The sequence below is a fragment of the Kosakonia sp. MUSA4 genome (assembly GCF_013085925.1).
Lineage (GTDB): Bacteria > Pseudomonadota > Gammaproteobacteria > Enterobacterales > Enterobacteriaceae > Kosakonia > Kosakonia sacchari_B.
On record NZ_CP025697.1, the window covers coordinates 3,282,160 to 3,306,081 of the forward strand.

The 23,922-nt window shown below is 56.4% G+C and carries 23 protein-coding genes; 12 read left to right on the plus strand and 11 right to left on the minus strand.

The window, feature by feature from the left end:
- The first annotated feature begins 11 nt into the window (after nucleotides 1–11).
- Nucleotides 12–1,160 (plus strand): acyl-CoA dehydrogenase, encoded by a 1,149-nt coding sequence (locus tag C0557_RS15575; RefSeq protein ID WP_208659297.1) that lies wholly within the window; start codon nucleotides 12–14, stop codon nucleotides 1,158–1,160.
- Nucleotides 1,161–1,210: 50 nt separating this feature from the next.
- Here the strand turns inward: C0557_RS15575 and C0557_RS15580 are convergent, their stop codons facing one another.
- A complete protein-coding gene (locus C0557_RS15580) occupies nucleotides 1,211–2,122 on the minus strand; it encodes an AraC family transcriptional regulator (RefSeq protein ID WP_208662979.1) in 912 nt (303 codons plus the stop codon).
- A 320-nt stretch (nucleotides 2,123–2,442) separates the two neighbouring features.
- Between C0557_RS15580 and C0557_RS15585 the strand changes: the two genes are divergently transcribed.
- The 5 genes from C0557_RS15585 (at nucleotide 2,443) to fadK (ending at nucleotide 7,562) form a co-directional block, all read left to right on the plus strand.
- Complete coding sequence (locus tag C0557_RS15585; RefSeq protein ID WP_074779725.1) at nucleotides 2,443–3,207, plus strand: electron transfer flavoprotein; 765 nt, start codon at nucleotides 2,443–2,445, stop codon at nucleotides 3,205–3,207.
- Nucleotides 3,208–3,227: 20 nt separating this feature from the next.
- A complete protein-coding gene (locus tag C0557_RS15590; protein WP_208659300.1) occupies nucleotides 3,228–4,175 on the plus strand; it encodes an electron transfer flavoprotein subunit alpha in 948 nt (315 codons plus the stop codon).
- 54 nt (nucleotides 4,176–4,229) lie between these two features.
- Complete coding sequence (locus C0557_RS15595) at nucleotides 4,230–5,519, plus strand: FAD-dependent oxidoreductase (protein ID WP_208659302.1); 1,290 nt, start codon at nucleotides 4,230–4,232, stop codon at nucleotides 5,517–5,519.
- Nucleotides 5,516–5,809, plus strand: coding sequence for a ferredoxin family protein (locus C0557_RS15600; protein WP_208659304.1), 294 nt, complete (start codon nucleotides 5,516–5,518; stop codon nucleotides 5,807–5,809). The genes C0557_RS15595 and C0557_RS15600 overlap by 4 nt, the downstream gene beginning before the upstream one ends.
- Before the next feature lie 88 nt (nucleotides 5,810–5,897).
- Entirely contained in the window at nucleotides 5,898–7,562 is a 1,665-nt protein-coding gene (gene fadK, locus C0557_RS15605; RefSeq protein WP_208659306.1) for a medium-chain fatty-acid--CoA ligase, read from the plus strand.
- Nucleotides 7,563–7,603: 41 nt separating this feature from the next.
- Here the strand turns inward: fadK and C0557_RS15610 are convergent, their stop codons facing one another.
- The gene (locus C0557_RS15610) at nucleotides 7,604–8,521 is read right to left on the minus strand and encodes a LysR family transcriptional regulator (protein ID WP_074779715.1); all 918 of its coding nucleotides are present in this window, start codon (nucleotides 8,519–8,521) and stop codon (nucleotides 7,604–7,606) included.
- 148 nt (nucleotides 8,522–8,669) lie between these two features.
- Between C0557_RS15610 and C0557_RS15615 the strand changes: the two genes are divergently transcribed.
- From C0557_RS15615 to C0557_RS15640, 6 genes are read left to right on the plus strand one after another with little or no spacing between them, the layout of a single operon-like run.
- A complete protein-coding gene (locus C0557_RS15615; RefSeq protein ID WP_217273264.1) occupies nucleotides 8,670–9,437 on the plus strand; it encodes a 5-oxoprolinase subunit PxpA in 768 nt (255 codons plus the stop codon).
- Nucleotides 9,438–9,466: 29 nt separating this feature from the next.
- Nucleotides 9,467–9,718: an acetyl-CoA carboxylase gene (locus C0557_RS15620; RefSeq protein WP_208659308.1), complete on the plus strand. Its 252-nt coding sequence runs from the start codon at nucleotides 9,467–9,469 to the stop codon at nucleotides 9,716–9,718.
- A gap of 16 nt (nucleotides 9,719–9,734) precedes the next feature.
- Complete coding sequence (locus tag C0557_RS15625; protein WP_208659310.1) at nucleotides 9,735–11,135, plus strand: acetyl-CoA carboxylase biotin carboxylase subunit; 1,401 nt, start codon at nucleotides 9,735–9,737, stop codon at nucleotides 11,133–11,135.
- Entirely contained in the window at nucleotides 11,125–12,015 is an 891-nt protein-coding gene (locus tag C0557_RS15630) for an allophanate hydrolase subunit 1 (protein WP_208659313.1), read from the plus strand. Before C0557_RS15625 ends, C0557_RS15630 begins: the two co-directional genes overlap by 11 nt.
- Nucleotides 11,996–12,976, plus strand: a complete 981-nt coding sequence (locus tag C0557_RS15635) for a biotin-dependent carboxyltransferase family protein (RefSeq protein WP_208659315.1) — start codon at nucleotides 11,996–11,998, stop codon at nucleotides 12,974–12,976. The genes C0557_RS15630 and C0557_RS15635 overlap by 20 nt, the downstream gene beginning before the upstream one ends.
- A 58-nt stretch (nucleotides 12,977–13,034) precedes the next feature.
- Nucleotides 13,035–14,378, plus strand: coding sequence for a cytosine permease (locus C0557_RS15640; RefSeq protein ID WP_208659317.1), 1,344 nt, complete (start codon nucleotides 13,035–13,037; stop codon nucleotides 14,376–14,378).
- 226 nt (nucleotides 14,379–14,604) lie between these two features.
- Here C0557_RS15640 and C0557_RS15645 read toward each other — a convergent pair whose 3' ends face one another.
- The 9 genes from C0557_RS15645 to C0557_RS15685 form a co-directional block, all read right to left on the minus strand.
- The gene (locus C0557_RS15645; protein WP_208659319.1) at nucleotides 14,605–15,786 is read right to left on the minus strand and encodes an acetyl-CoA C-acetyltransferase; all 1,182 of its coding nucleotides are present in this window, start codon (nucleotides 15,784–15,786) and stop codon (nucleotides 14,605–14,607) included.
- On the minus strand, nucleotides 15,776–17,083 hold the full coding sequence (locus C0557_RS15650) for a nitrate/nitrite transporter (RefSeq protein WP_208659323.1): 1,308 nt from the start codon (nucleotides 17,081–17,083) through the stop codon (nucleotides 15,776–15,778). Before C0557_RS15650 ends, C0557_RS15645 begins: the two co-directional genes overlap by 11 nt.
- A gap of 52 nt (nucleotides 17,084–17,135) precedes the next feature.
- Nucleotides 17,136–17,780: a 3-oxoacid CoA-transferase subunit B gene (locus tag C0557_RS15655; protein WP_074779699.1), complete on the minus strand. Its 645-nt coding sequence runs from the start codon at nucleotides 17,778–17,780 to the stop codon at nucleotides 17,136–17,138.
- Nucleotides 17,777–18,439, minus strand: a complete 663-nt coding sequence (locus tag C0557_RS15660; protein ID WP_208659328.1) for a CoA transferase subunit A — start codon at nucleotides 18,437–18,439, stop codon at nucleotides 17,777–17,779. Before C0557_RS15660 ends, C0557_RS15655 begins: the two co-directional genes overlap by 4 nt.
- Nucleotides 18,440–18,442: 3 nt before the next feature.
- On the minus strand, nucleotides 18,443–19,612 hold the full coding sequence (locus tag C0557_RS15665) for a thiolase family protein (protein ID WP_208659332.1): 1,170 nt from the start codon (nucleotides 19,610–19,612) through the stop codon (nucleotides 18,443–18,445).
- A complete protein-coding gene (locus C0557_RS15670) occupies nucleotides 19,609–20,460 on the minus strand; it encodes a 3-keto-5-aminohexanoate cleavage protein (protein WP_208659336.1) in 852 nt (283 codons plus the stop codon). The genes C0557_RS15665 and C0557_RS15670 overlap by 4 nt, the downstream gene beginning before the upstream one ends.
- A 133-nt stretch (nucleotides 20,461–20,593) precedes the next feature.
- Nucleotides 20,594–21,589 carry an enoyl-CoA hydratase/isomerase family protein gene (locus tag C0557_RS15675; protein WP_208659338.1) on the minus strand — a complete coding sequence of 332 codons (996 nt, stop codon included), beginning with the start codon at nucleotides 21,587–21,589 and terminating at the stop codon, nucleotides 20,594–20,596.
- A 175-nt stretch (nucleotides 21,590–21,764) separates the two neighbouring features.
- A complete protein-coding gene (locus tag C0557_RS15680; protein ID WP_253073728.1) occupies nucleotides 21,765–22,679 on the minus strand; it encodes a LysR family transcriptional regulator in 915 nt (304 codons plus the stop codon).
- Nucleotides 22,680–22,707: 28 nt separating this feature from the next.
- Nucleotides 22,708–23,736 carry an FAD:protein FMN transferase gene (locus C0557_RS15685; RefSeq protein WP_208659342.1) on the minus strand — a complete coding sequence of 343 codons (1,029 nt, stop codon included), beginning with the start codon at nucleotides 23,734–23,736 and terminating at the stop codon, nucleotides 22,708–22,710.
- Between the last annotated feature and the right edge of the window lie 186 nt (nucleotides 23,737–23,922).

A 23,922-nucleotide genomic window follows, 5' to 3' on the forward strand; every position in this document is an offset into this window, starting at 1 on the left:
GGAGTACGCTAATGGACTTTTCTTTAACCGAAGAGCAGGAACTGCTGCTTACCAGCATCCGGGAACTGATCACCACAAACTTTCCGGAAGAGTATTTTCGCACCTGCGACCAGAACGGGACCTACCCGAAAGAGTTTATGCGCGCCCTTGCCGACAACGGCATTTCGATGCTGGGCGTACCGGAAGAGTTTGGGGGGATCCCTGCTGATTATGTCACCCAGATGCTGGCGCTGATGGAAGTCTCCAAATGCGGCGCACCTGCATTTCTAATCACCAACGGCCAGTGTATTCACAGCATGCGCCGCTTTGGCTCGGCCGAGCAGTTGCGTAAAACAGCGGAAAGCACACTGGAGACAGGCGACCCGGCCTATGCCCTGGCGTTAACCGAACCAGGTGCGGGCTCTGACAATAACAGTGCCACTACCAGCTATACGCGCGAAAACGGCAAGGTCTATCTTAACGGGCAAAAAACCTTTATCACCGGCGCAAAAGAGTATCCATACATGCTGGTGCTGGCGCGCGATCCGCAGCCTAAAGACCCGAAAAAAGCCTTTACGCTGTGGTGGGTAGACGCCAAAAAACCGGGGATCAAAGTCAACCCGCTGCACAAAATCGGCTGGCATATGCTAAGCACCTGCGAAGTCTATCTCGACAATGTTGAGGTGGAAGAAAGCGACATGGTCGGCGAAGAAGGAATGGGTTTTCTCAATGTGATGTACAACTTTGAGATGGAACGTCTGATCAATGCCGCCCGCAGCACCGGTTTTGCCGAATGCGCCTTTAAAGACGCCGCGCGTTACGCCAACCAGCGCATTGCCTTTGGCAAACCGATTGGCCACAACCAGATGATCCAGGAAAAGCTGGCATTAATGGCGGTTAAAGTCGAAAACATGCGCAATATGGTGTTGAAAGTGGCCTGGCAGGCGGACCAGCAACAGTCACTGCGCACCAGCGCCGCGCTGGCGAAACTGCACTGTGCCCGCACGGCAATGGAAGTGATCGACGATGCCATCCAGATTATGGGCGGACTGGGCTATACCGATGAAGCGCGTGTCTCCCGGTTCTGGCGTGATGTGCGCTGCGAACGTATTGGCGGTGGCACGGATGAGATAATGATCTACGTGGCCGGGCGGCAGATTTTGAAAGAGTACCAGGATTAACAGGCCGGCAAAGCAGTTCCCGGCCAGACCGGGAACTGCACAAAACAAAATCAATACAGCACGCTTTCCCGCTTATAAAACTCGTGCAGACACTCCTGCTCTGCAACGTTGTTTTTAAACTGCTGGCGATAGTCGCTGGGAGAGCAGCCGCCGTGGCGCAAAAACAGCTTGGTGAAGTGATCAACATTTTCGTAGCCAACCCGCCAGGAGATTTCTGCCAGCGAATTATCCGTGTTGGTCAGGGCGAATTTTGCCTCGGTCACACGCCGCTGGATCACGTAGTTGATCGGCGAAATACGGTACTCTTTGGTAAATTCGTGACAAATATAACTGACGCTGGCGCGAAACTGTTTTGACAACTGATCGAGGGTTATTTTTTTACGGTAATTGTTATTAAGATAAACCAGAATATCTTTAATTAAAGCATCTTTTTTAATATATCCCTGTTCGGAACGGTAGGCATTTTTAAAGTTTTCGAAGTACAACACCGTCAGCGCATAAGCAAAAGCATCATAGACAGAGGATGTTAATGTGCTTTTACTTTGCGGCAACATTAAACTCAACTCATTAAAAATACCTTTAATCACCTCTTTCCCCTGACCGGCGGAAATCACCGGGCACGAGTGAGGCTGCAACAGTTGATTCTCCTCCCAATCGCGAAAACGAAAACCGCGCAGCGCGCAGGTATAAGTGGTGGCGGGCGAGTTCACATCAGAGGCAACGGCATGTAGCCGACCGCGTTCAATCACAACAATATCATCAGCATGCGCGACATACAGCGACGAGTCGATGACTAAGCGGGCAACCCCTTTTTTGACATAGATAAGTTCAGTTTCATTATCATGAACATGATGTCCGGATTCCCAGGCCGGATCATCGCTGATGACAAAGCGTGAGAATCGGGGCGTTTCCCCCTCGGCAAAAAGGGGCTCCATGGCATTATCAAAGCATCGTTGATACATGACAACCTCACATTTAGAGAATAAGCCTAAACAAAATAATAAGGATAAAATAGAACCAGAATGGCGGTTATTCAACTACCGTTATCAGAGGCAGAACAAGATTATTTGCGCAGCGTGCAAGATAATATGTTTATGCCCGGAATTTATTTTCCCTTACTTTTTTTTGCACAAGCGATCTCACTTTTTTTTGCAAGATTGTTAGCAATGAAAACAGCTTGCCCCGTCGAAAATAGCCATTGGCTACCGCACACTATTTCAAGTTAATTCCGTCGATGTTAGTTACCTACGCCAACATTCGCCCGCGACTTACAGGAGATGCCATGAAAATAATAACCTGCTTCAAACTGGTGCCTGAGGAACAGGATATCGTCATCACGCCCGAACACGCGCTCAGCTTTGACTATGCAGATGCAAAAATCAGCCAGTTCGACCTCAATGCAATAGAAGCCGCCTCACAGCTCGCCAGTGAGGGCGATGAAATCGCTGCGCTCACCGTCGGCGGCTCGCTGCTGCAAAATTCGAAGGTCCGCAAAGACGTGCTTTCCCGTGGCCCGCACAGTCTGTACATGGTGCAGGATATGCAGTTGGAACACGCATTACCAAGAGAAACAGCGCAAGCACTGGCCGCCGCCGCGGAAAAAATCGGCTTCGACCTGATGTTGTTTGGTGAGGGATCTGGCGATCTCTACGCGCAGCAGGTCGGTCTGCTGGTGGGTGAGATCCTGCAACTGCCGGTGATTAATGCCGTGAACAATATCCAGCGTGAAGGTGACCGTCTGGTCGTAGAACGCACCCTTGAAGACGATGTGGAAGTGATCGAACTGACGCTGCCCGCCGTGCTCTGTGTCACCTCTGACATTAATACGCCACACATTCCCTCGATGAAAGCCATCCTTAGCGCCGGCAAAAAACCTGTAAACCAGTGGCAGGCCAGCGACATTGCCTGGAGCCCAACATCGCCGCTGGCGGAACTGCTGGAGATCACCGTGCCCCCAGCGACTCCCCGTAAGCACATCATCCTCGACAACGATTCGCCGGAAGCGATCGCAGAACTGGCAGAACACCTGAAAAGAGCCCTGATTTAAGCCCAACGGAGAAGAACATCATGAGTCAATTAACCCACGTCTGGGTATTAAGCGATAACACGCAACGCTACGCGGAATTACTGACCGGCGCACGGCAATGGGGCCAACAGGTGCATGCCATTGCCTGGGGCGCGGGACAGGCAAACGCCCTGCAAGCGCTCGGCGCAGACAGCATCACCGTCCTGGAAGCGAACTCTGAATTGCAACGCCTGGAAAACTACGCCGAAACCATCGCCGCCTTTATCACACAGGAGAGCGCAGGCCAGCCAGCGCTGCTGTTGATGGCCGCCACGAAACGCTGCAAAGCGCTGGGCGCGCGATTGAGCGTGCAACTGGATGCCGCGCTGGTCAACGACGCCACGGCGGTCAGCGTTGATGCCAATGGCGTCTGCGCGCAACACCGTATGTATGGTGGGCTGGCCTTTGGTAAAGAGAAGCTTAACGGCGCGCTGGCCATTATTACCCTTACCCCCGGTGTGCTGGAGCCTGCCGCCGCAGAGGCCACCCACACCTGCCCTGTCGTTGCAGCGACCTATATTACGCCGCGCCACGAAATTCGCTGCCAGCAGCGCCGGGCGAAAACCCTCCGCAACGTGGATCTGAGTAAAGCGAAACGCGTGGTCGGCGTAGGGCGTGGTCTTGCAGCGCAGGACGATCTGAAGATGGTACGCGAACTGGCCGCCCTACTCGGTGCCGAAGTGGGTTGCTCACGCCCGATTGCCGAAGGCGAAAACTGGATGGAGCGGGAGCGCTATGTTGGGGTATCCGGTGTGCTGCTGAAATCGGATCTCTACCTGACGCTGGGTATATCCGGGCAGATTCAGCATATGGTCGGCGGCAACGGTGCCAAAATCATCGTCGCCGTGAACAAAGATAAAAACGCGCCGATTTTCAATTACGCCGATTACGGCCTGGTGGGCGACATCTACAAAGTTGTCCCTGCGCTGATCGGCCAGTTAAGCCACTAACCCATTGCCAGGCAACAATCCCGCTGTTCACGCAGCGGGAAGGGAGCATAAAGCATGTCGGATGAAAAATTTGACGCCATCGTGGTCGGCGCGGGCGTGGCGGGCACCGTTGCCGCGTATGTGATGGCAAAAGCCGGGCTGGATGTGCTGGTCATTGAACGCGGTAACAGCGCGGGCAGTAAGAATATGACCGGCGGTCGCCTTTACGCCCACAGTATTGAACGCATTATGCCAGGGTTCGCGCAGCACGCGCCGATTGAGCGCACAGTAACCCGTGAGAAGATCTCCTTTTTGACCGAGGAAAGCGCGGTCACCCTCGACTTCCACCGTGAACAACCCGACGTTCCAACGCAGGCCTCTTACACCGTACTGCGCAACCGCCTCGATCCGTGGCTGATGGAGCAGGCCGAAGAGGCTGGTGCGCAGTTTATTCCGGGCGTACGCGTGGATGCCCTGATCCGGGAAGGTAACCGGGTCACTGGCGTGCAGGCCGGTGACGACATTCTCGAAGCCAGTGTGGTGATCCTCGCCGACGGGGTGAACTCCCTGTTGGGGCGTTCGCTGGGGATGGTGCCGGCCCCCTCACCACACCATTACGCCGTGGGCGTGAAAGAGCTGATTGGCTTATCGACCACGCAAATTAATGACCGGTTTAATCTCTCCGCCGACGAAGGTGCCGCCTGGCTCTTTGCCGGGTCGCCCTCGAACGGGCTGATGGGCGGGGGGTTCCTTTATACCAATCGCGACTCGGTGTCTATCGGGCTGGTCTGCGGTCTGGGAGAGATCGGCCAGGCAGGGAAAAGCGTGCCGCAGATGCTGGAAGATTTTAAACAGCATCCGTCGATTCGCCCGCTAATCGAAGGCGGAAAATTGCTGGAATACTCCGCACATATGGTACCGGAGGGCGGTCTGGCCATGGTGCCGCAACTGGTCGGCGACGGTGTGATGATTGTTGGCGATGCTGCGGGCTTTTGCCTGAACCTGGGTTATACCGTTCGCGGTATGGATTTAGCCATCGCCTCGGCAGAAGCGGCAGCCAACACCACCATCAGAGCAAAACAGCAACAGGATTTCTCCGTCCATGCGCTGGCCGATTACAAACGCACGCTGGAGCAGAGCTTTGTGATGCGCGATATGCAGCATTTTCGCAAGCTCCCTGCCCTGATGGAAAACCCGCGACTGTTTACGCAGTACCCGCAGATGGTGGCGGGCATCATGCGCGATATGTTCACCGTGGATGGCAGCCCGAACCAACCGGTGCGCAAAATGATGATGTCGCATATGAAAAAAATTGGCCTGATGAACCTACTGAAAGACGGCATTAAAGGGGCGACAGCATTATGACTGAGGAAACCCGCGTTAACGTTGACGTCAAACTGGGCGTGAATAAATTCCATGTCGATGAGGGTCATCCGCACATTATTCTGACCCGCGATCCCAACATTGATGAGTTTCGCAAACTGCTGATGGCCTGCCCCGCCAATCTCTACAAACAGGATGCGCAGGGCAACATTCATTTCGACTCTGCCGGGTGTCTTGAGTGCGGTACCTGCCGGGTACTGTGCGGCGAAACCATTCTTGAAAAATGGGAGTATCCGGCCGGTACGTTTGGTATCGACTTCCGTTACGGTTAACGCCACATCGCCTGCAATGCGCACAAGGACATCGCCGGGCGGTGTCCTTCTTTTTCACTATTGCCAGTTTATTGAACGAGAAGGTTCCATGGGTATCGCGATAACATTTAATGCCGAACGCCGGAAAGCGTACCGGCAACAGGGTTTTTGGGGAGACGCGACGCTGGGGGATTACTGGCACCAGACCCTGCGCGCCGTACCGGACAAAATTGCCGTGGTGGATAATCACGGGGCGTCGTACAGCTATGCTGCGCTCGATCATGCGTCAAGTTGCCTGGCGAGCTGGTTGCTGAGCAGCGGCATCCAGCCCGGCGATCGCGTCGCGTTTCAACTGCCGGGCTGGTGTGAGTTTACAGTGATTTATCTGGCCTGCCTGAAAACCGGTGCCGTGTCCGTACCGCTGCTGCCCGCCTGGCGCGAGGCAGAACTGGTGTGGGTGCTCAACAAGTGTCAGGCGAAGATCTTCTTCGCCCCCACGCTGTTTAAGCAAACGCACCCGGTGGAACTGATCCAGCCGTTGCAAAACCAGCTTCCCTGGCTGCAACGCATTGTCGGGGTCGACAAACTGGCACCAGCCACAACCACACTCAGTTTCCGCCAGTTGCTCAAAGAGAATACGCCGCTGGACCGGCCTGTGAAGGTGCACGGCGATGAACTGGCGGCAGTGCTGTTTACCTCCGGCACCGAAGGGATGCCGAAAGGCGTGATGCTGACCCACAACAATATTCTCGCCAGCGAACGCGCCTACTGCGCGCGGCTTAATCTCACCTGGCAGGATGTGTTTCTGATGCCCGCACCCCTCGGCCACGCGACCGGCTTTTTACACGGCGTGACGGCCCCGTTCCTGATTGGCGCGCGCAGCGTACTGCTGGATATTTTTACCCCTGCCGCCTGCCTTGCGCTGCTGGAGCAACAGCGCTGCACCTGCATGCTGGGCGCCACGCCGTTTGTCTATGACATTCTCTGTTCGGTTGAAAAGCAGCCTGCGGATCTCTCTTCGTTACGTTTCTTTTTGTGCGGCGGCACCACCATCCCGAAAAAGGTGGCACGGGGTTGCCAGCAACTGGGGATCAAACTGCTCAGCATTTATGGTTCAACCGAGAGTTCCCCACACGCGGTGGTGAATCTCGACGACCCGCAGTCAAAGATGATGAATACCGACGGTTATGCCGCTGCCGGGGTGCAAATCAAGGTGGTGGATGAGTCGCGAAGAACGCTACCGCGTGGCATGGAAGGCGAAGAGGCTTCACGCGGGCCGAATGTGTTTATGGGTTATCTGGGCGAACCGGAGTTGACCGCCCGGGCGCTGGACAAGGACGGCTGGTACTACAGCGGCGATCTCTGCCGGATGGATGAAGAGGGCTATATCACCATCACCGGGCGCAAGAAAGACATCATTGTGCGCGGTGGCGAAAACATCAGCAGTCGCGAAGTGGAAGATGTGCTGTTGCAGCACCCGGACATTGAGGATGCCTGCGTCGTCGCGATGCCGGATGAACGTTTAGGCGAGCGCTCATGTGCATATGTGGTGTTAAAAACGCGCAAGGCGCTGCCGCTCGAAGAGGTGGTGACCTTTTTTAGCCGTAAACGGATGGCGAAGTATAAGTACCCGGAACGGATCGTGATTATCGATAAGTTGCCCAGAACATCGTCCGGTAAGATCCAGAAATTCCTGTTACGCCAGGACATTATCCAGCGGTTGAGCAAAGAGGAAGCATGTAACGCTCCGGTACGGCGCTATTCGCATTCGTAATGTACAGGCGCGGTAAAACCCCGAACGGGCGCAGAGAGGTGTTAACGTCGCACCATATTGATTTGCTGCGTCACGAATGCGCTGCGGAAATACTCGCGCAGCGCCGCCATCGCCGGGGTGAAGTGGGCATCATGACGCCATGCCAGGCCGACGCTCATCGGGTGCACATGGTTAACCAGCGAACGGGTCTCGATGCGCCGCCCTTCCAGCGACCACGGGCGATAAACCAGGTCCGATAAGATGGCGATCCCCGAACCATTAGCCACCATGCTGCGCACCGCCTCGACCGAACTGGTGCGCAGGATAACGCTGGGGCTGGCTCCGGCCTCTTCCCAGTAGCGCATGGCACTGTCTGCGGCTTCATCCACCGTGAGCATAATGAAAGGTTCCCCGGCCACATCCTCCAGCGTCACGTGCGATTTTTCACATAACGGATGCCGTGATGGCAGCCACAAGCGGCGCGTAGAATTAAACAGGGTTTCGGCAGAAATCGACTGATGGCGTAAATTGCCAGTCAGCACCAGCGCCATATCCAGCGTCTGGTCAACCAATCCTTGCTCAATATCCTGCCGCTCATACTCAAACAACTGGATATCAATGTGCGGATAATCCTGCGCCAGCCGTTGCAGATGGAACGGCAGAAAATAGCCAATCACCGTGTAACTTGCCGCCAGACGCAGCGTGCCTCGCACACCCGTGTCATTAACCGGCATGCTACGCACGGCATTATCCACGGTCTGTAACACGGTATAGGCATGGTTAAGAAAATGGTTCCCGTAGTCGGTCAGCATCATGCCGTGCACCGAGCGGGTAAACAGCTTCTTGCCCAATAGCTGCTCCAGTTCCTGAATCGCCCCGGTGACCGCCGACTGCGAAATATTGAGATGCAAGGCCGCCAGCGAGATCTGCCCCATTTCGGCGGTGGCAACAAAATAACGAACCTGGCGTAATGTCAGCATCTCTGCCCCTCTTTTTATTTAAGCAAAAATGTTTGTCGATGAGCGTTCTGTTTTTCTGATATCAGACTATCTAAAAATAACACTTTTCGGATACAAATAAATCTTCATATAGTGAATTAACGCCCCCCAACGGAAATAAGAAATTATTATGATGAAAACGGTCGATATCAACTCCGATATAGGAGAAAGTTTTGGCTCATGGATAATTGGCGATGATGTTGATAATGAACTTATGACGATAATCAGCTCCGCCAATATTGCCACCGGGTTTCACGCTGGCGATCCCAATATTATGCGAAAAACTGTCGAGTCGGCCAGAAAAAATGGCGTGGCCATTGGCGCACATCCGGGATTTAATGATTTACAAGGGTTTGGTCGCCGCCATTTATCTATTCCGATGGACGAACTGGTTAACGACATTATTTACCAACTGGGTGCATTGCGGGAATTCGCACGTTTATACTCCTTGCCATTGCAGCATATTAAACCGCACGGCGCGTTATATATGCACCTGGCGCGGGATGAAACGGCAGCGCAATGTTTTGTTGCCGCCCTGCATCAACTCGACGCCGGCCTCTATCTTTACTGCATGGCGGGTTCCGCCGTCTGGCAGGCAGCGCAGCGGCTGGAGCATCCGGTAGTCACCGAGTTTTACGCCGACAGAGAGTATGACGATCAAGGGCTTATTGTCTTCACCCGCAGTACCGGGCGTCTTAATGTGCAGGCGATCACCGAGAAAGTGTTAATGGCCTGTCTGGAGGGGAAAGTCAAAACCGTTACCGGCAATACTATCCCGATTCGTTTCGATTCTATTTGTATCCACAGTGATACGCCCGGCGCACTGGAAATTATCAGCTCGGTAAAAATGGCGCTCATTAATGCAGGTATAAACGTCTGCTCACCGGGTATGGTTTAATCATTCCCGCTTATCTGGAGAGAAATACGATGTCTGATATTGAAATTATTTCGCCATTGCCGGGTGTTTTTTACCGGCAACCCTCACCAGAGGCTACACCTTTTGTTAAGGAGGGCGATAAAGTCGAACCCGACACCATTATTGGTTTAATTGAAGTGATGAAACAGTTCAGTGAAATATTCGCCGAGACTCGCGGCGTAATAAGCACCATCACCATACAAAATGGTGATGCCGTCGAACCCGGACAGGTGATAGCCATAATAAAAACCGATAACGAATAATCACTGCGGAGGATTTATGACGGGGAAAATAAAAAAATTATTGATCGCTAACCGTGGGGAAATAGCGGTGCGTATTATTCGTGCTGCGCAAACACTGGGGATCCCAACGGTGGCGGCATGCAGCGAGGCAGACAGTGAAAGCCTCGCGGCAAAACTGGCCGATGAGGTGTGCATTATCGGCCCGGCGCAAGCCGCGCGCAGTTATCTCAACATTAATGCCTTGCTGGATGCCGCCGCGCAAACCGGTGCAAATGCGATCCACCCTGGCTACGGTTTTCTGTCGGAAAATGCCCAGTTCGCCGAGCGGGTTGAACAGGCCGGGTATATTTTCGTCGGCCCGGACGCGCAAACCATTCGCGTGATGGGCGATAAAGCCGCAGCCCGCCGCACGGCAGCAGAAGCCGGTGTGCCAGTCGTTCCCGGCTCCCGGGTGCTGGAAACGGTGCAGGCAGCGCAAGTTCGCGCCAGCGAGATCGGTTATCCCTGCCTGATTAAAGCCGCAGCCGGTGGCGGTGGTCGTGGTATCCGCGTGGTAGAAAATGATGAGGCGCTGGCGCGGGAATTCCCCGTTGCCCAGAGCGAATCGAAAGCCGCTTTTGGCTCCAGCGCAGTCTACCTCGAGCGTTTTATCGCCCGCGCCCGCCATGTTGAAGTGCAGATCCTCGGCGATGGCGAGCGGGTGATCCACCTGTTCGACCGCGAGTGCTCGTTACAGCGCCGTCGGCAGAAAATCTTTGAGGAAGCGCCCTCGCCTGCCCTGAGCCCTGCCCAGCGGACCGCGCTCTGCGACAGCGCAGTGCAACTGGCGCGGCACCTACGCTATCGCGGGGCAGGCACGCTGGAATACCTGTTTGATGAAACGCGCGGCGAGTTCTGGTTCATTGAGATGAATACCCGTATCCAGGTGGAACATCCGGTAACCGAGATGGTCACGGGTATCGATCTGGTGCAGTGGATGTTACGCATTGCCAACGGTGAACCGCTAACGCTGGCGCAGTCGGATGTGCACCTGAGCGGCAGCGCTTGCGAAATGCGCATTAACGCCGAAGACCCCGACAAGAACTTCTTCCCCTGCCCTGGCCGGATAGACGCAGTGGTGTGGCCGGGTGGCGAAGGGATCCGTGTCGACAGCCATGTCTTCAGCGGTTACACCGTTCCCCCGTGGTATGACTCCTTGCTGGCGAAAGTGATTGCCTGGGGCGCCGATCGCGCCGACGCGCTGGCCCGCGCCCGCCAGGCACTCGGAGGGCTTGAACTGCGCGGTATCAAAACCACCGCCCCGCTGCATCAATGGCTGCTGCAACACCCGCAATTGCAGGCGGGAGAATTCACCACCACCACCCTCGAGCAGTGGCTGGCGGAGCGCGACAGTGCAGCAACGCCCCCGCTACAGGAGATCCGTCGCTATGGCCAATGATCCGATTCGCTACTCTTTTGGCGGAGATGAGCATCTGTTTGCCGAAATTGACCAGTCAATGTCGTTAAATGCTTTTTTTCACGGCCTGACGCTGACGCGGGCACTGGAAGCATGCCAGCTCCCCGGTGTGCTGGATATTTGCCTGGCAAACGCCTCTTTCCAGGTACGCTTTAACCCGGACGTGCTGGCACCGCAAACGCTGCTCGACAAGCTGCAGGCGCTGGAAGCCGATAGCGAAGGCGACACCACGCTGGCGACACGCATTATTGAGGTGCCAGTGCTGTACAACGATCCGTGGACACACGAGACGTTAATGCGTTTTCGCGATCGCCACCAGGCACCGGAAGGCAGCGACCTCGACTATGCCGCACACATCAATGGTTATGCGGATAAAGACGACTTTATTGCCGCCCACAGCGGTACGCCGTGGTTCGTGTCGATGGTGGGTTTTGTCGCCGGATTGCCGTTTATGTACCAGATGGTCGGGCATGACAAACAGCTCCAGGTACCGAAATACCTGCGCCCGCGTACCGATACGCCCGGGTTATCTCTCGGTCATGGCGGCTGCTTCGGCTGTATCTACTCGGTGCGTGGCGCTGGCGGTTATCAGCTGTTTGGCATCACGCCAATGCCAATCTATGACCCGGCGCAACGTCTGCCGTATCTGCAAAGCGAAATGGTGTTCTTCAAAGCGGGCGACATTGTGCAGTTCCGCGCCATCGATCGCCAGACTTACGACGACATCAGCGAACAGGTAAAAAAAGGCATGTTTTCCCCACGTATTCGCGATGTGACATTTGTGCTTGCAGACTTTGTCGCCGATCCGCAGGGCTATCCTCAGTTGTTGAAAAGGGGGTTGTATGACCATCAATGTGATTAAGCCTGGCCTTGCCACCACGGTTCAGGATGCAGGGCGTGAAGGCTATTACCACCTGGGCATTCCCCCCTCCGGCGCGTTGGATCCGTATTCAATGCAGATGGCGAACCTGCTGGTGGGTAACGCAGCCGATGATGCAGTGCTGGAGATGACGCTGCTCGGCCCGGAGTTACATTTTTCCACCGATGCGCTGATCGCGGTGTGCGGCGCGGCGATGACGCCGATTGTCGACAATCAACCTGCTGCTGCGCACAGCGCGCTGTATATCCGCGCCGGGCAACATCTGCGCTTTGCCCCTGCCCGCCAGGGATGTCGTGGCTATCTGGCGATTGCTGGCGGCCTTGATGTGCCGCGCGTACTGGGAAGCCGCTCGACCTATACGCTGGGGGCGCTGGGGGGCTTTCAGGGGCGGCGGCTGGCAGCGGGTGATGTGTTGAACGTGCAGCCAGCAAACGCAGATTGCTTCCGCCGCGAGGGGAACACGGTTCCTGAAACATTACTGCCGGTGCTGGAGACATCCGTCACTCTGCGACTGGTGCCGGGCCTCTATATCCACCGACTGACGGATGCCGCGGTCGATACCTTCTTTGCCGACGACTGGCATGTCAGTACCGAAGCCGACCGCACGGGCTACCGTCTGAAAGGCGGGCAGCCGCTGACGTTTAACCCACGGACGCCGCCGTTTGGCGCAGGCTCCGATCCCTCCAATATTGTCGATGCCTGCTACCCCATTGGTTCCGTTCAGGCACCGGGTGGGCTTGAGCCGATTGTCCTGCTGCGCGATGCGGTATCGGGCGGCGGCTATATGACGCTGGGGACCGTTATCAGCCCCGATCTGGCCATTCTTGGTCAGTTACAACCGAATCAACACGTCCGCTTTATGCCGGTGACGCTGGAAGAGGCGCTGGTTGCGCGCCGCCAGTCTCAACAGCGACTGGCGCAACTGGCGAACGTGTTGCGTTAACCCTGCCCGGGGCTTCGCCCCATGGCATCACTTTGATTGCCTGTTTCAGGAGGTTGCTATGGCTTCAGCTCCACAATCCCGCTCGGCGGAAAATGTTGGTCAGTCAGCGCTGCCGGAGCCGGCGCGCATGGGGAAATTCTCCCTGACCATGGCGTGGTGGGCGGTGTGCAGCGCCGTGTTTTACATTGTGGTTGGCGCGTCTTTGGCGCTGGCCTACGGGGCGATTAACGCCATTATCGGTATGGCGTTATCCGTTATTTCCTATGGTTTGATTAATGGCGTGATCAGTCGTTTTGCCATTCGCAGCGGCTTGTCTGTCGCCCAGTTCTCACGCCGCCTGTTCGGGCGGATGGGGGCATCGCTGGCGACGCTGATCTTCTTCTCCACGGCGATTTATTACGCCGTGTTCGAAGGCTCGGTGATCGCCTTCGCCCTCAACCACTTGTTCCCGGGTATGGTCTACTGGGCAGCGGCGGCACTGGTGGTGATATACAGCGTGCCGCTTATTTTCGGTAGCGTTCAGCACTGGCTGGATAAATTCAACGGTGTACTGCTGCCGTTTTACCTGGTGGGGTTGCTGGCGACGATCGTTGTTTCTGTGATGCATTACGGCTACCAGGCAAACTGGCTTGAGTATGGCCCGGCCAACCCTTCAGTGTGGGGCTGGTGGAACTGCTTCACCTATTACATGGGCGTGTGGGTTCTGATGATGTACACCTTCGACTACGCCCGCTTTGGCCGTGAGGAAGACAGCCAGTATCACGCACGCTTTAACTTTGGTATGCCATTTTATCTGGTCACCTTTTTCCTGAATGGCGTAGCGGGAATTTACCTCGCCAGCAGTCTGCACGACAGTGGGGCGCTCAGTGAAACCGCCGTTGTAGTGGCGATATTAAATCTGCTGGGCATTGCCGGGCTGGGGTTTGTCTGGGTGACACAGACACGGATCAACACTGCCAACTATTACCTGGCTACCGTCAATATGCAGGTCTTCTTCCACAGCTTGTTTAACCTCAAATTACCGAAACTGGTCTGGGCCTGTGTGGTCGGTGTGGTGGTGTACATTCTGATGCTGGCGGATGTGTTCGCCTGGCTATTGCAGGCGCTGGCTTACCAGGGGGTATTTGTAGTGGCATGGGTAGGCGTGGCGCTGGCCGGGATTGCCCACAATGTACCGCACGACCATGAGCATGTGGCAATTAATCCGCCAGGCGTGGGCGCGTGGTTTATCAGCGTGGCGCTGGGGATTGTGCTGATGCAGGGGCCTGCGTCACTGGCCTCGTTCTCGGCGGTGGCAACCTTTGTCTCGGCCTGCGGTTTGTACACGCTGTTCAGCCAGTGGGCGCGGATAAGTGAAAATAAACTGCTCAAGCCCCGGCGCTCAGCCAGCGTCCGCCGCTGACAACATCGGAAAGCAGAAAAGCAAAAAGCCCGCTAAAAAGCGGGTTTTTTGCTTTTCTGCATTTATCAGTAATATCCAGGCATCAGCTCAGAATAGCGTCCAGGCTGGCTCCAGACAAAATCCAGGATAAAAGTCGCGCTTATTCAGGCAGCCTGTTTTGCGTTGCCGTTTCTGCGAAGGCTGCCCAATGACACCGAATGACCTCCCGTCTGGCAGCGACTGAGCCTCAACAACGCTCAACGATCATCGCGACACCTTGCCCACCGCCAACGCACAGCGTGGCCAGCCCCAGCGTGCTATCTCTGGCTTTTAGCGCGTGCAGTAACGTAACCAGAATACGCGCGCCTGAAGCGCCAATCGGGTGACCGAGGGCTATAGCGCCGCCGTTTACATTGGTACGTTCCCAGTCCAGATCCAGTTCCCGACCGACAGCGACACATTGCGCGGCAAAGGCTTCATTGGCCTCGATCAGATCGAGGTCAGCGACCGTCAGCCCCGCCCGTTGCAGCGCCTGCCGGGTTGCCGGTACCGGCCCCAGCCCCATCAGCGCCGGATCGACACCGCATGCCGCATAGCCACGCAGGCGAGCCAGCGGTTTTATACCCAGTGCCCGCGCCCGCTTGCCGCTCATTAACAGTAACGCTGCCGCGCCATCGTTAATGCCAGAAGAGTTGCCCGCCGTCACCGTTCCATTAGGGGCAAAAGCTGGCGCCAGTCGCGCCAGATCCTCCATAGTTACTCCGCGGCGTGGATGCTCATCGACGGCGAAAATCACCTCCCCTCTTTTGCCGGGCACGGTTATCGGGACAATCTCCTGGCGAAATGCCCCGTTATCAATTGCGGCCACGGCGCGTTGCTGGGAGAGCAGCGCCAGCTGATCCTGGTGTTGGCGACTGATGCCGCACTGGCGCGCGACGTTTTCCGCCGTTATCCCCATATGGTAATGATTGATGGCGCAAGAGAGGCCATCATTGACCACGCTGTCAACCACGCGCTGATCGCCCATGCGGTAACCCCAGCGCGCGTTATCCAGCAAATAGGGTGCTGCCGACATATTTTCCATACCGCCTGCCAGCACCACCTCTGCCCCACCGGCGGCAATGGTTTCGGCGGCAAAAATAAGGCTCTGTAAGCCGGAACCGCAGACCATATTGATGCTGGTCGCGGAAGTTTCCTGCGGCAACCCGGCTTCAAGCATGGCCTGGCGCGCCGGATTCTGGCCCAGCCCGGCTTGCAACACGTTGCCGAAAATCACCTGCTCGATCAGCGCCGGATCGACATTCGCGCGTTGCAGCACCGCCGTCATAATTTGTGCGCCGAGCGTGGGGGCCGCGACCGTACTCAGGCCACCGCCAAATTTACCTATCGCGGTTCGTACTGCACTGACAATCACGATTTCAGTGTTCAATTTCCTTCTCCTTATCCATCGGCGAGATGTTGGTACACCACAGCAAAGCCAACGTGATGCCCCCCACTGCCACTAAGAGTTGATACGCGCCGGTATAGCCGCCGAGCCAGGAGAGGCCGAAAGAGAGAATCAGGAAGGCGCAGCAACGCACTACCGACTGGATCGGCATCACGATGGCGATGGCGCGAATGTAATGTTGACGAGGAAACTTGGCGGCAATCAGCGCAGTACTGAGATTGGTCGCACCGGGCATGCATAAACCGATCATCAGTAGCGACAGCCACAACATAAAGCCCTGCTGTGCGAACATGTTGACGATGATGGCAACGACCCAGCACAGGGTATACAGCAGAATGGTACGCTTAACGCCCAGCCGGTGATTGAGCCAACCCCAGCCATAAGCGCCCGGCGCGCCAATCAATGCCGCTACCGTCATATAAAAAATGGCGGTGCTTTGCGGATACCCCATCGCCATGATCCTGGGGACAAACTGACCAACGACGCCGACCAGCATGATATAGATGCCGCCAGTGGCGATGCCGATCAGCCATACGTCGCGCATTCTCAACAGTTGGCGGATGCTAATATCGCTCACGTAACCACGGGGCTTGTGCGTTCCTGCATTCAATGGTTCGTTGTCCGGTGTCAGTCCCACATCTTCCGGTTTATTGGCGATAAACACCCCTGCCCAGACGGCCATGATCAGCATCATCGCCGAGATACCCCAAAAGCCGTAACGCACCCCCAGCCAGACGAACAGCGCCGCCAGCGCGGGGACATAAAAGGCACTCGACAGCGTCTGACCAATCGCGCACCAGCCCAGCGCCAGGCCTTGCTTACGTACAAACCAGTTGGCTATCAGCGCGGTTCCGCCGACATACGCAAAGCCGGTGCCGAAAAAACTCACTGCGCCGAACAGCAGTACAAAACTGAGAAATGAGGAGCTGTAACCCAGGGCACCGAAACAGAGGGCGCAGCCAATTAAACAGACAATAATGTTGAATTTGACGCCCCGCTTTTCGCACAGCCACGCACAAGCCGGACTGGCAAAAATGGAGGCCCATGAAGCGGGCGTCGCCAGCGCCAGCAACGTGCTGTAATCCAGACCGTAGAGTCCGGAGAGCGTGGGTAATACGACATTCAGTCCATGGGTTACCGTGCCTGCGGCAATCCAGAACAGGAGTCCCTGAAAGATAATGACGTTCCAGCCCTGCGCGCCGAAGTGGTGCCTGCCGCGTTTTTCTGCGGCGACATCAGCGTGGTTGTTCAGCAGTGGGGAACTTTGCTGTTCGATCATAATGTGACATCTCCGGAAGAAACTGCGGCAGAACAGAGAAAACACCGACCACTCAGGCCGGCATCAATTTCGGTGGCGCAAGGACAATCAGGGTGGGTTCAACCTGGCGTTGAATATCCTGCGGCGTCAGTCCGTCCAGCAGTTCGGCAAGCACCAGCCCATCGGGGGTGACATCAATGACGCACTGCTCGGTGACGATATGATCGACGCAACGCTGGCCGGTCAGCGGGTAGCTACAGGTATTCACCACTTTCGGTTTGCCGTCTTTGGTGCACAGCTCCATGGTGACAATCACCTTGCGGGCGCCGCTTACCAGATCCATTGCGCCCCCCATGCCGAAAATACGGCCAGGCTGAGCCCAGTTGGCGAGGTCGCCATTCTCAGCAACTTGCAAACCGCCTAAAACTGTCGCCGCCAGCTTGCCGCTGCGCACCAGCGCGAAGGATTCCGCACTGTCGAATGCACTGGCTCCGGGGACGGGAGCAAAACGTAGCGCCGTAGCATTGGAAAACCCCTCAACCGCCAGCACGCCCTCCACCAGTGGCCCCATGCCGACTAAACCGTTCTCGGTATGGAACATCACCCCTGGCGGAGCGTAATCGCTACACAAACTGGGAATGCCAATCCCCAGGTTGATGACATCGCCGTCGGAAAAATAACCCGCAGCGCGGCGGGCAATACGTTCGCGAGCATTCATCGCAGTTCTCCTTGCCGGACCAGGATTTTGTCGACGTAAACGCCCGGCGTGACAATGCTGTCGAGCGCTAACTCGTCGACATCCACCAGCCGGTCGGCGTCCACCAGCGTCAGGCGGGTGGCTTTCGCCACCAGCGGGTTAAAATTGCGCATCGTGCCGCGATAGGTCAGATTGCCCAGCGGATCGGCAGTGCGCGCACGCACCAGCCCAATGTCGGCGCGCAGCGGCGTTTCCAGCAGCCACTCTTCGCCATTCACCACCATGTGCGGCTTGTCTTTGTCGACCAGCGTGCCAAGCCCCGTACGCGTCAGCACGCCGCCCAGCCCTGCTCCACCGCAGCGCATCCGTTCCGCCAGGCTACCCTGCGGCACCAGCTCCAGCTCGATTTTGGCTTCGGCAACCAGCGCGACGGTTTCGGTATTGCGTCCAATGTGCGAGGCGATCAACTTATCTACCAGGCCGTGGTGGATCAGGCGGCCAATTGTCAGATCGGCATCGCCGCTGTCATTCGAAATCAGCGTCAGATGACGTGCGCCGCTGGCAATCACGCAGTCAATTAACCGGTTAGGTACGCCATGGTTGGCGAACCCGCCGCACATCAGCGTCTGCCCATCGTGAAACAGCGCGATGATCTCTTCGGGTAACGCGAATTTGTTCATCGTTTACTCCCTCGTCAGCAGGACCGCCACGCCCTGGCCGCCGCCAACGCAGAAGGTGATGACGGCGTTATCTAACTGGCGCTGCTGCATGTCATACACCGCTTTCGTGGCAAGGATCGCCCCGCTACCGGCTAACGGATGGCCGAGCGCAATGGCGCCGCCGTTGGGGTTAACCCGGTTCAGTTCCATGCCGATTTCCTGAATGCAGGCCAGCGACTGGGCAGCGAACGCTTCGTTCAATTCCCACAGCGCGATATCCTCGACACGCAGCCCGGTCTGACGCAGCAATTTGGCACAGGCCGGTACCGGTCCCATGCCCATATAGTTGGGATCGACCCCGGCCACCGCGTAACCACGGAATACGGCCAGCGGCTTAAGCCCACGGCGCTGAGCCAGCGAGCGCTCCATGATCACCAGCGCACCGGCTCCGTCGCTCATCGGTGAACTGTTTCCAGCGGTGACCAGACCATCGGGGAGAAAGCTGGGACGCAGCGCCGCCAGCCCGTCGGCTGAACAATCCGGGCGTACAGATTCGTCATGAGCCAACTGGCTGGGTTGCCCTTTACGTTCCGGCAACGGCACCGGCACAATCTGTTGAGCAAAGCGCCCGGCCTGCCAGGCCGCGTTGGCAAGACGATGGCTGCGCAGCGCAAAGTCATCCAGTTGTCGACGGCTGAAGTTGTAGCGTGTGGCAATATTCTCGGCGGTGATGCCCATTGGCGGGTTACCCACCTCATCCGGCGCGGTGTGAATGTGCGCAAAGCGCGGTGGCTGCACCGACCACGCGGTGTCGGTTTTTTCCAGCGTCCAGGTGCGGCGCGAGTCACTCTCAACGCCCCCGGCGACGATCGTGTCGGCAAATCCTGCCATCACCTGGATCGCCCCGTACGCCAGCGCATTGAGCGAAGCGGCGCACTGTCTGTCGAGCGTGATGCCCGGCACGGAAGTGGGTAACCCGGCTTCCAGCGCCACCATGCGTCCCATATTGTTGATTTCATGGTTCATCAGATTGGCGAAGATGACATCGTCAATGCGCTCTGGTTCGATACCGGCACGCCGCACGGCTTCTTTTACTGCCAGCGCGCCCAACTGATGCGCCGGTACGCTGGCCAGTGCGCCACGACAGCGACCAATGGGCGTGCGGGCCGCGGAGACAATCACTGCTTCTTTCATCGTGTGCCTCCCGGTTGCGGCAGGCCCAATATTTTCCGGGCGACGGCTGGCGTGGCGACCCGTTTACCAAACAGTTTCACCGCCTGCGCTGCCCGTTCGACCAACTGGCTGTTCGTTGCTTTCACGCCCCGGCTGAAATAAACGTTATCCTCCAGCCCCACACGGATATGGCCGTTTAGCGCCAGCGAGGCGAACATGATGGGCAGATGGTGTTTTCCCACGCCGAAGGCAGACCAGGTGGAGCCGGCAGGCAGCTTCTGCGTGATGTAAACCAGGTTCTCTACGGTGGCGGGCATGCCGCCGGGGATGCCGAGACAGAACTGATAATGCAACGGTGCGCGCAGTTTGCCTTGTTCGACGAAATAGTCGGCAATACCCAGCATGCCGCTGTCGAAAATTTCGATTTCGGGCTTGATACCGCGAGCGGTCAGGATCTCGCCTAACTGGCCGAGAAAAGCCGGGGAATTGACGAATACGCCAGCGGGCATCCAGTTAAACGAACCCGCGTCCCAGGAGGCCATCTCAATATCGTCCAGCGTAGAAACATGCGCCATGCGCTGTGCATCGCTGGCCAGGCTGTCGCCAGAGGTAGTGCAATTGATGATCACGTCGCAATCGCGGTGAGCACGCAGCAGACGCAGCGTTTCGGCAAACCGCTCGCGGGACATGGTACCCAGACCGTTTTCGTCACGCATATGCAGGTGTACGACTGCCGCACCCGCCTGCCAGCATCGATAAGCATCGTCTGCTATTTCCTGCGGCGTCAGTGGAATATGTTCATTAATATCTTTTGGCGTTACTGCGCCGGTCAGGGCGGCGGAAATAATAACGTCGTCTGCGGTATTCATGGACCAGCCTCCGTTCGCTATATCCTTTATTGCCATGCCATTAAATGACATAAGCTATTTATTACGACGCGCGCCATTATGGCGACGCGTCACATGCAGCTAAAAACAAAAAGATAATTAAAAGTGCGTTACGTTATTTAATTTCCAGCTCTTCATTCCCTCCGCCAATACGCGGCCGGACAACTTTGCCTTTTTTCTCCGCCGCTTTAACTAATTCGGCTTCTTCATGCGCCCAGTTCCAGTAATTAATTTCATGCGGAGAGTGTTCAGTGGCGGTCACATACATTTCGGTAGCAAAAGAGTTGCGTAATTCGTTGGCAATATCTTCTTTCCACGCTTTACGCAGTTGCTGCGTGGTGATACGTCGCGTCACGCGGGTACCGGTACGCATAATCAGCTCGGCGATTTCCCATGCGCGGTTATAGCAGGACTCGGTGTCATCGCAGATTTCATTGACCATGCCCAGCGCCAGCGCTTTGCGCGCGGTGATGATCTCCCCGGTCAACTCGGCATAGGCGTAGCGTTTGCGCCCCATCAGTTCACGCCAGGCAATCTGGATGCCATCCCCCGGCACCATGTTGACGCGATAGTGCATTTCGGTGGTCCAGGCATCTTCGGTGCAAAGCGTAATGTCGCTGAACAATACCAGATCGGTATGAAATGCCGCGCCGTTCCACACGCCGATGGTCGGTACTTCCACATCGAAGACCTGCCCTTCGATATCATTCGTGCCGTCATAGTATTGATATTCATACATTTTCCAGGCTTCAGACGGCGCGGAAGCAAACTCGGTGGCGGGTTGCCAGCGGCCCTGTTCATCCAGACGCCCGATGCCCGCCATAAAATCTTCGCCGCTGCCGCCAAGGATAATCACCTCATTTTCCGGGTCGCGACCGGCCCAGTCGAAGAAATAATGTAGCCCCTGATGCGCGGGTGCTCCCCATTGCAGACTGCCGCCGTTGGTATGCAGGCGAGCTTCGAGGATGCCGTTTTTACGCTTCATGGTGAAGCAGTGTTTCAGCCGTTCTGAATATTCTTCAAAAGGCATATGCGGTATCGTGCCTAACTCTTTGTGGGACATTTCTTTACGTTTATCGTGATCGGATTCAAAGTTCGCTTTAATCACCATGATGTGCTCCTTAAATAATAGGGTGATATTTCCAGGGGTGTATCTTCGTTAATTCTCAGCCTATAAGTGAATACTGCCAGGCAGAAATTCTTTTTATTTTTTCGGCTATGTTATTTATGCATAACCAGGGCAATAAAATAAGCCGCATTATTTTTTAATAATAAAAAAGAAAATATTATGCAGTCGTCGCGCGGCTGGCCAGATAATGGCTGAACGCCTGGCTAAAAAGCATCACGCAGGGGTTGCGATTGCGCAGTGACCAGACCAGTTCCAGGCTAAACCAGCAATCCTTCTCGGCCAGCGACAGCAACATACTGTTGTCGCCCAATAGATAGCCGCGATGGCGCGGCATCAGCAGTACCGCCCGCTGGTTCAGCTCCAGATCGAAACAGCAGGACTTAAGATTCGGAAACTCTTTGTAGAGATTAAAATCGATACCGCGCGCGCTTAAAAAACGGGTGCTGTACTGCTCGGAAAGGGAGAACTCACGCGGATCAACACGGATAATGGGCCATTGTGCGGCGTCCCGTAGCGATACCGTTGCCCGCTGCGCCAGCGGATGCAGGCGATTGACCGCCACGCACAAATCATCCGTCTGGAACGGCAGCGCGCCAAAACCGGGACGTTGCGGCATAAAGTTAGGGCGGATCAAAAAACCGACGTCGCATTCACCCGCGTCCAGCAGCGAGAGCACTTCCTCCAGTTCGCAATCGCGACATTCCACCACCACATCATTTTGTTGCTGGCGAAAATCCTCCACCAGCGTCACCAGCGGCTGGCGTATTGCTTCGCCCAGAAAGGCAATGGATAAGCGCCGTCGGCTGTTGCCGGTGAAAGTCCGCACGGCGGTCATGCTCTCATCGTATTGATGCAATATTTTGCGTACTTCGCTGGCCAGCCGGTAACCGGCACTGGTCAGTGTGACCTGATGCGTATCGCGCAGAAACAGCGGTGCGCCTACGTGTTCCTCCAGCTCTTTCATATGCCGACTTAAAACCGGCTGAGTGATATGCAGCTTTTGTGCTGCCCGGGTGAAATTAAGTCGTTCGGAAAGCAATAAAAACTCACGCAGCAGTTCTATTTTCATCATGCTTCTCGCTTGTCCGCTGAGCGGCAACTTAATGAGCGGTGGCGCCAACCAGATACCGGGCAAAAGCGGGGGATTGCCAGGAGATGAACCCGTTATCGCTGGCGATAATCAGATACACCGCCAGCCCTTCGCGTAACGCCAGCGCTTTCGCGCGTTCAGGCCCCAGTACCATTAACCCGGTATCCCAGGCATCGGCCTGTAAGGCGGTGTTGGCGATCACTGTCGCCGACACCAGATGGTGGCTGATCGGCTGCCCACTGGCCGGATCGATGATGTGCGACAGGCGACGCCCGTCGCGCTGGTAATAATTGCGATAGCTCCCGGCGGTACTGATGCCATGCCCCTGCAAATCAACGATAGCTTCAATGCGGGTCTGCTTATCCGTCGGTTGCTGGATAGCAACCTTCCATGGCTGCCCGGAGGCCGACTTGCCGCGTGTCACTACGGCTCCGCCTACCGAGACCAGATAATTCGTGATGCCGTGACGCGCCATCAGCGCAGCCAGGCGATCGGCGGCATAGCCTTCGCCAACCGTGGACAAGTCCACATAGAGCGACGGCAGATCTTTTTGCAGCCAGGCCTTACCGTCGCGTTCGGACAGATGCAAGTGCCGCCAGCCGACCTGCTGGCGGGCGGCAGCGATGGCGGCGGCATCCGGCGTGTGTGTCGGTACGCCGCCCGGCCCAAACCCCCACAGGTTCACCAGTGGGCCGACGGTGATATCCATCGCCCCCTGGGTCTTTTCCGCCACCTGCAACGCCGTGCGTATAACCAAAGCCATACCTTCGGGGATCGGTTGCGCCTGAGTACCGGCATAACCATTAAAACGCGACAGAGTACTGTCGGGCCGCCAGGTTGAGAGCAGCGTATTGTCCTGCGCCAGCCCCTGTTCAATCTCATTCTTCAGGCCATCCAGCGCCTGGTCAGGCGTATACGCCACCTTGACCTGATACCAGGTCCCCATGGTTTTACCGCCCGTTTCCCATGTTGTCGCGGCTGCCGCGGCACCTGCCCCGACCATCAACGCGATCAATCCTGCCAGCATTGCCTGCTTCATATGATGTGTCCGTCTGTGTCCATAACGTCTGGCAGACGGAATGCAGGATCCAGGCCAGCCTGAAGCCGGGCCTGCGGTGTGGGTTAGCGGGCAATTCGGGATGAATTACGCCACACAGCGATACATAAATGCATCACCGCGATAGCAATATGGATTGCCGCTGCGTCTCTCCGTCATGGCAGGCAA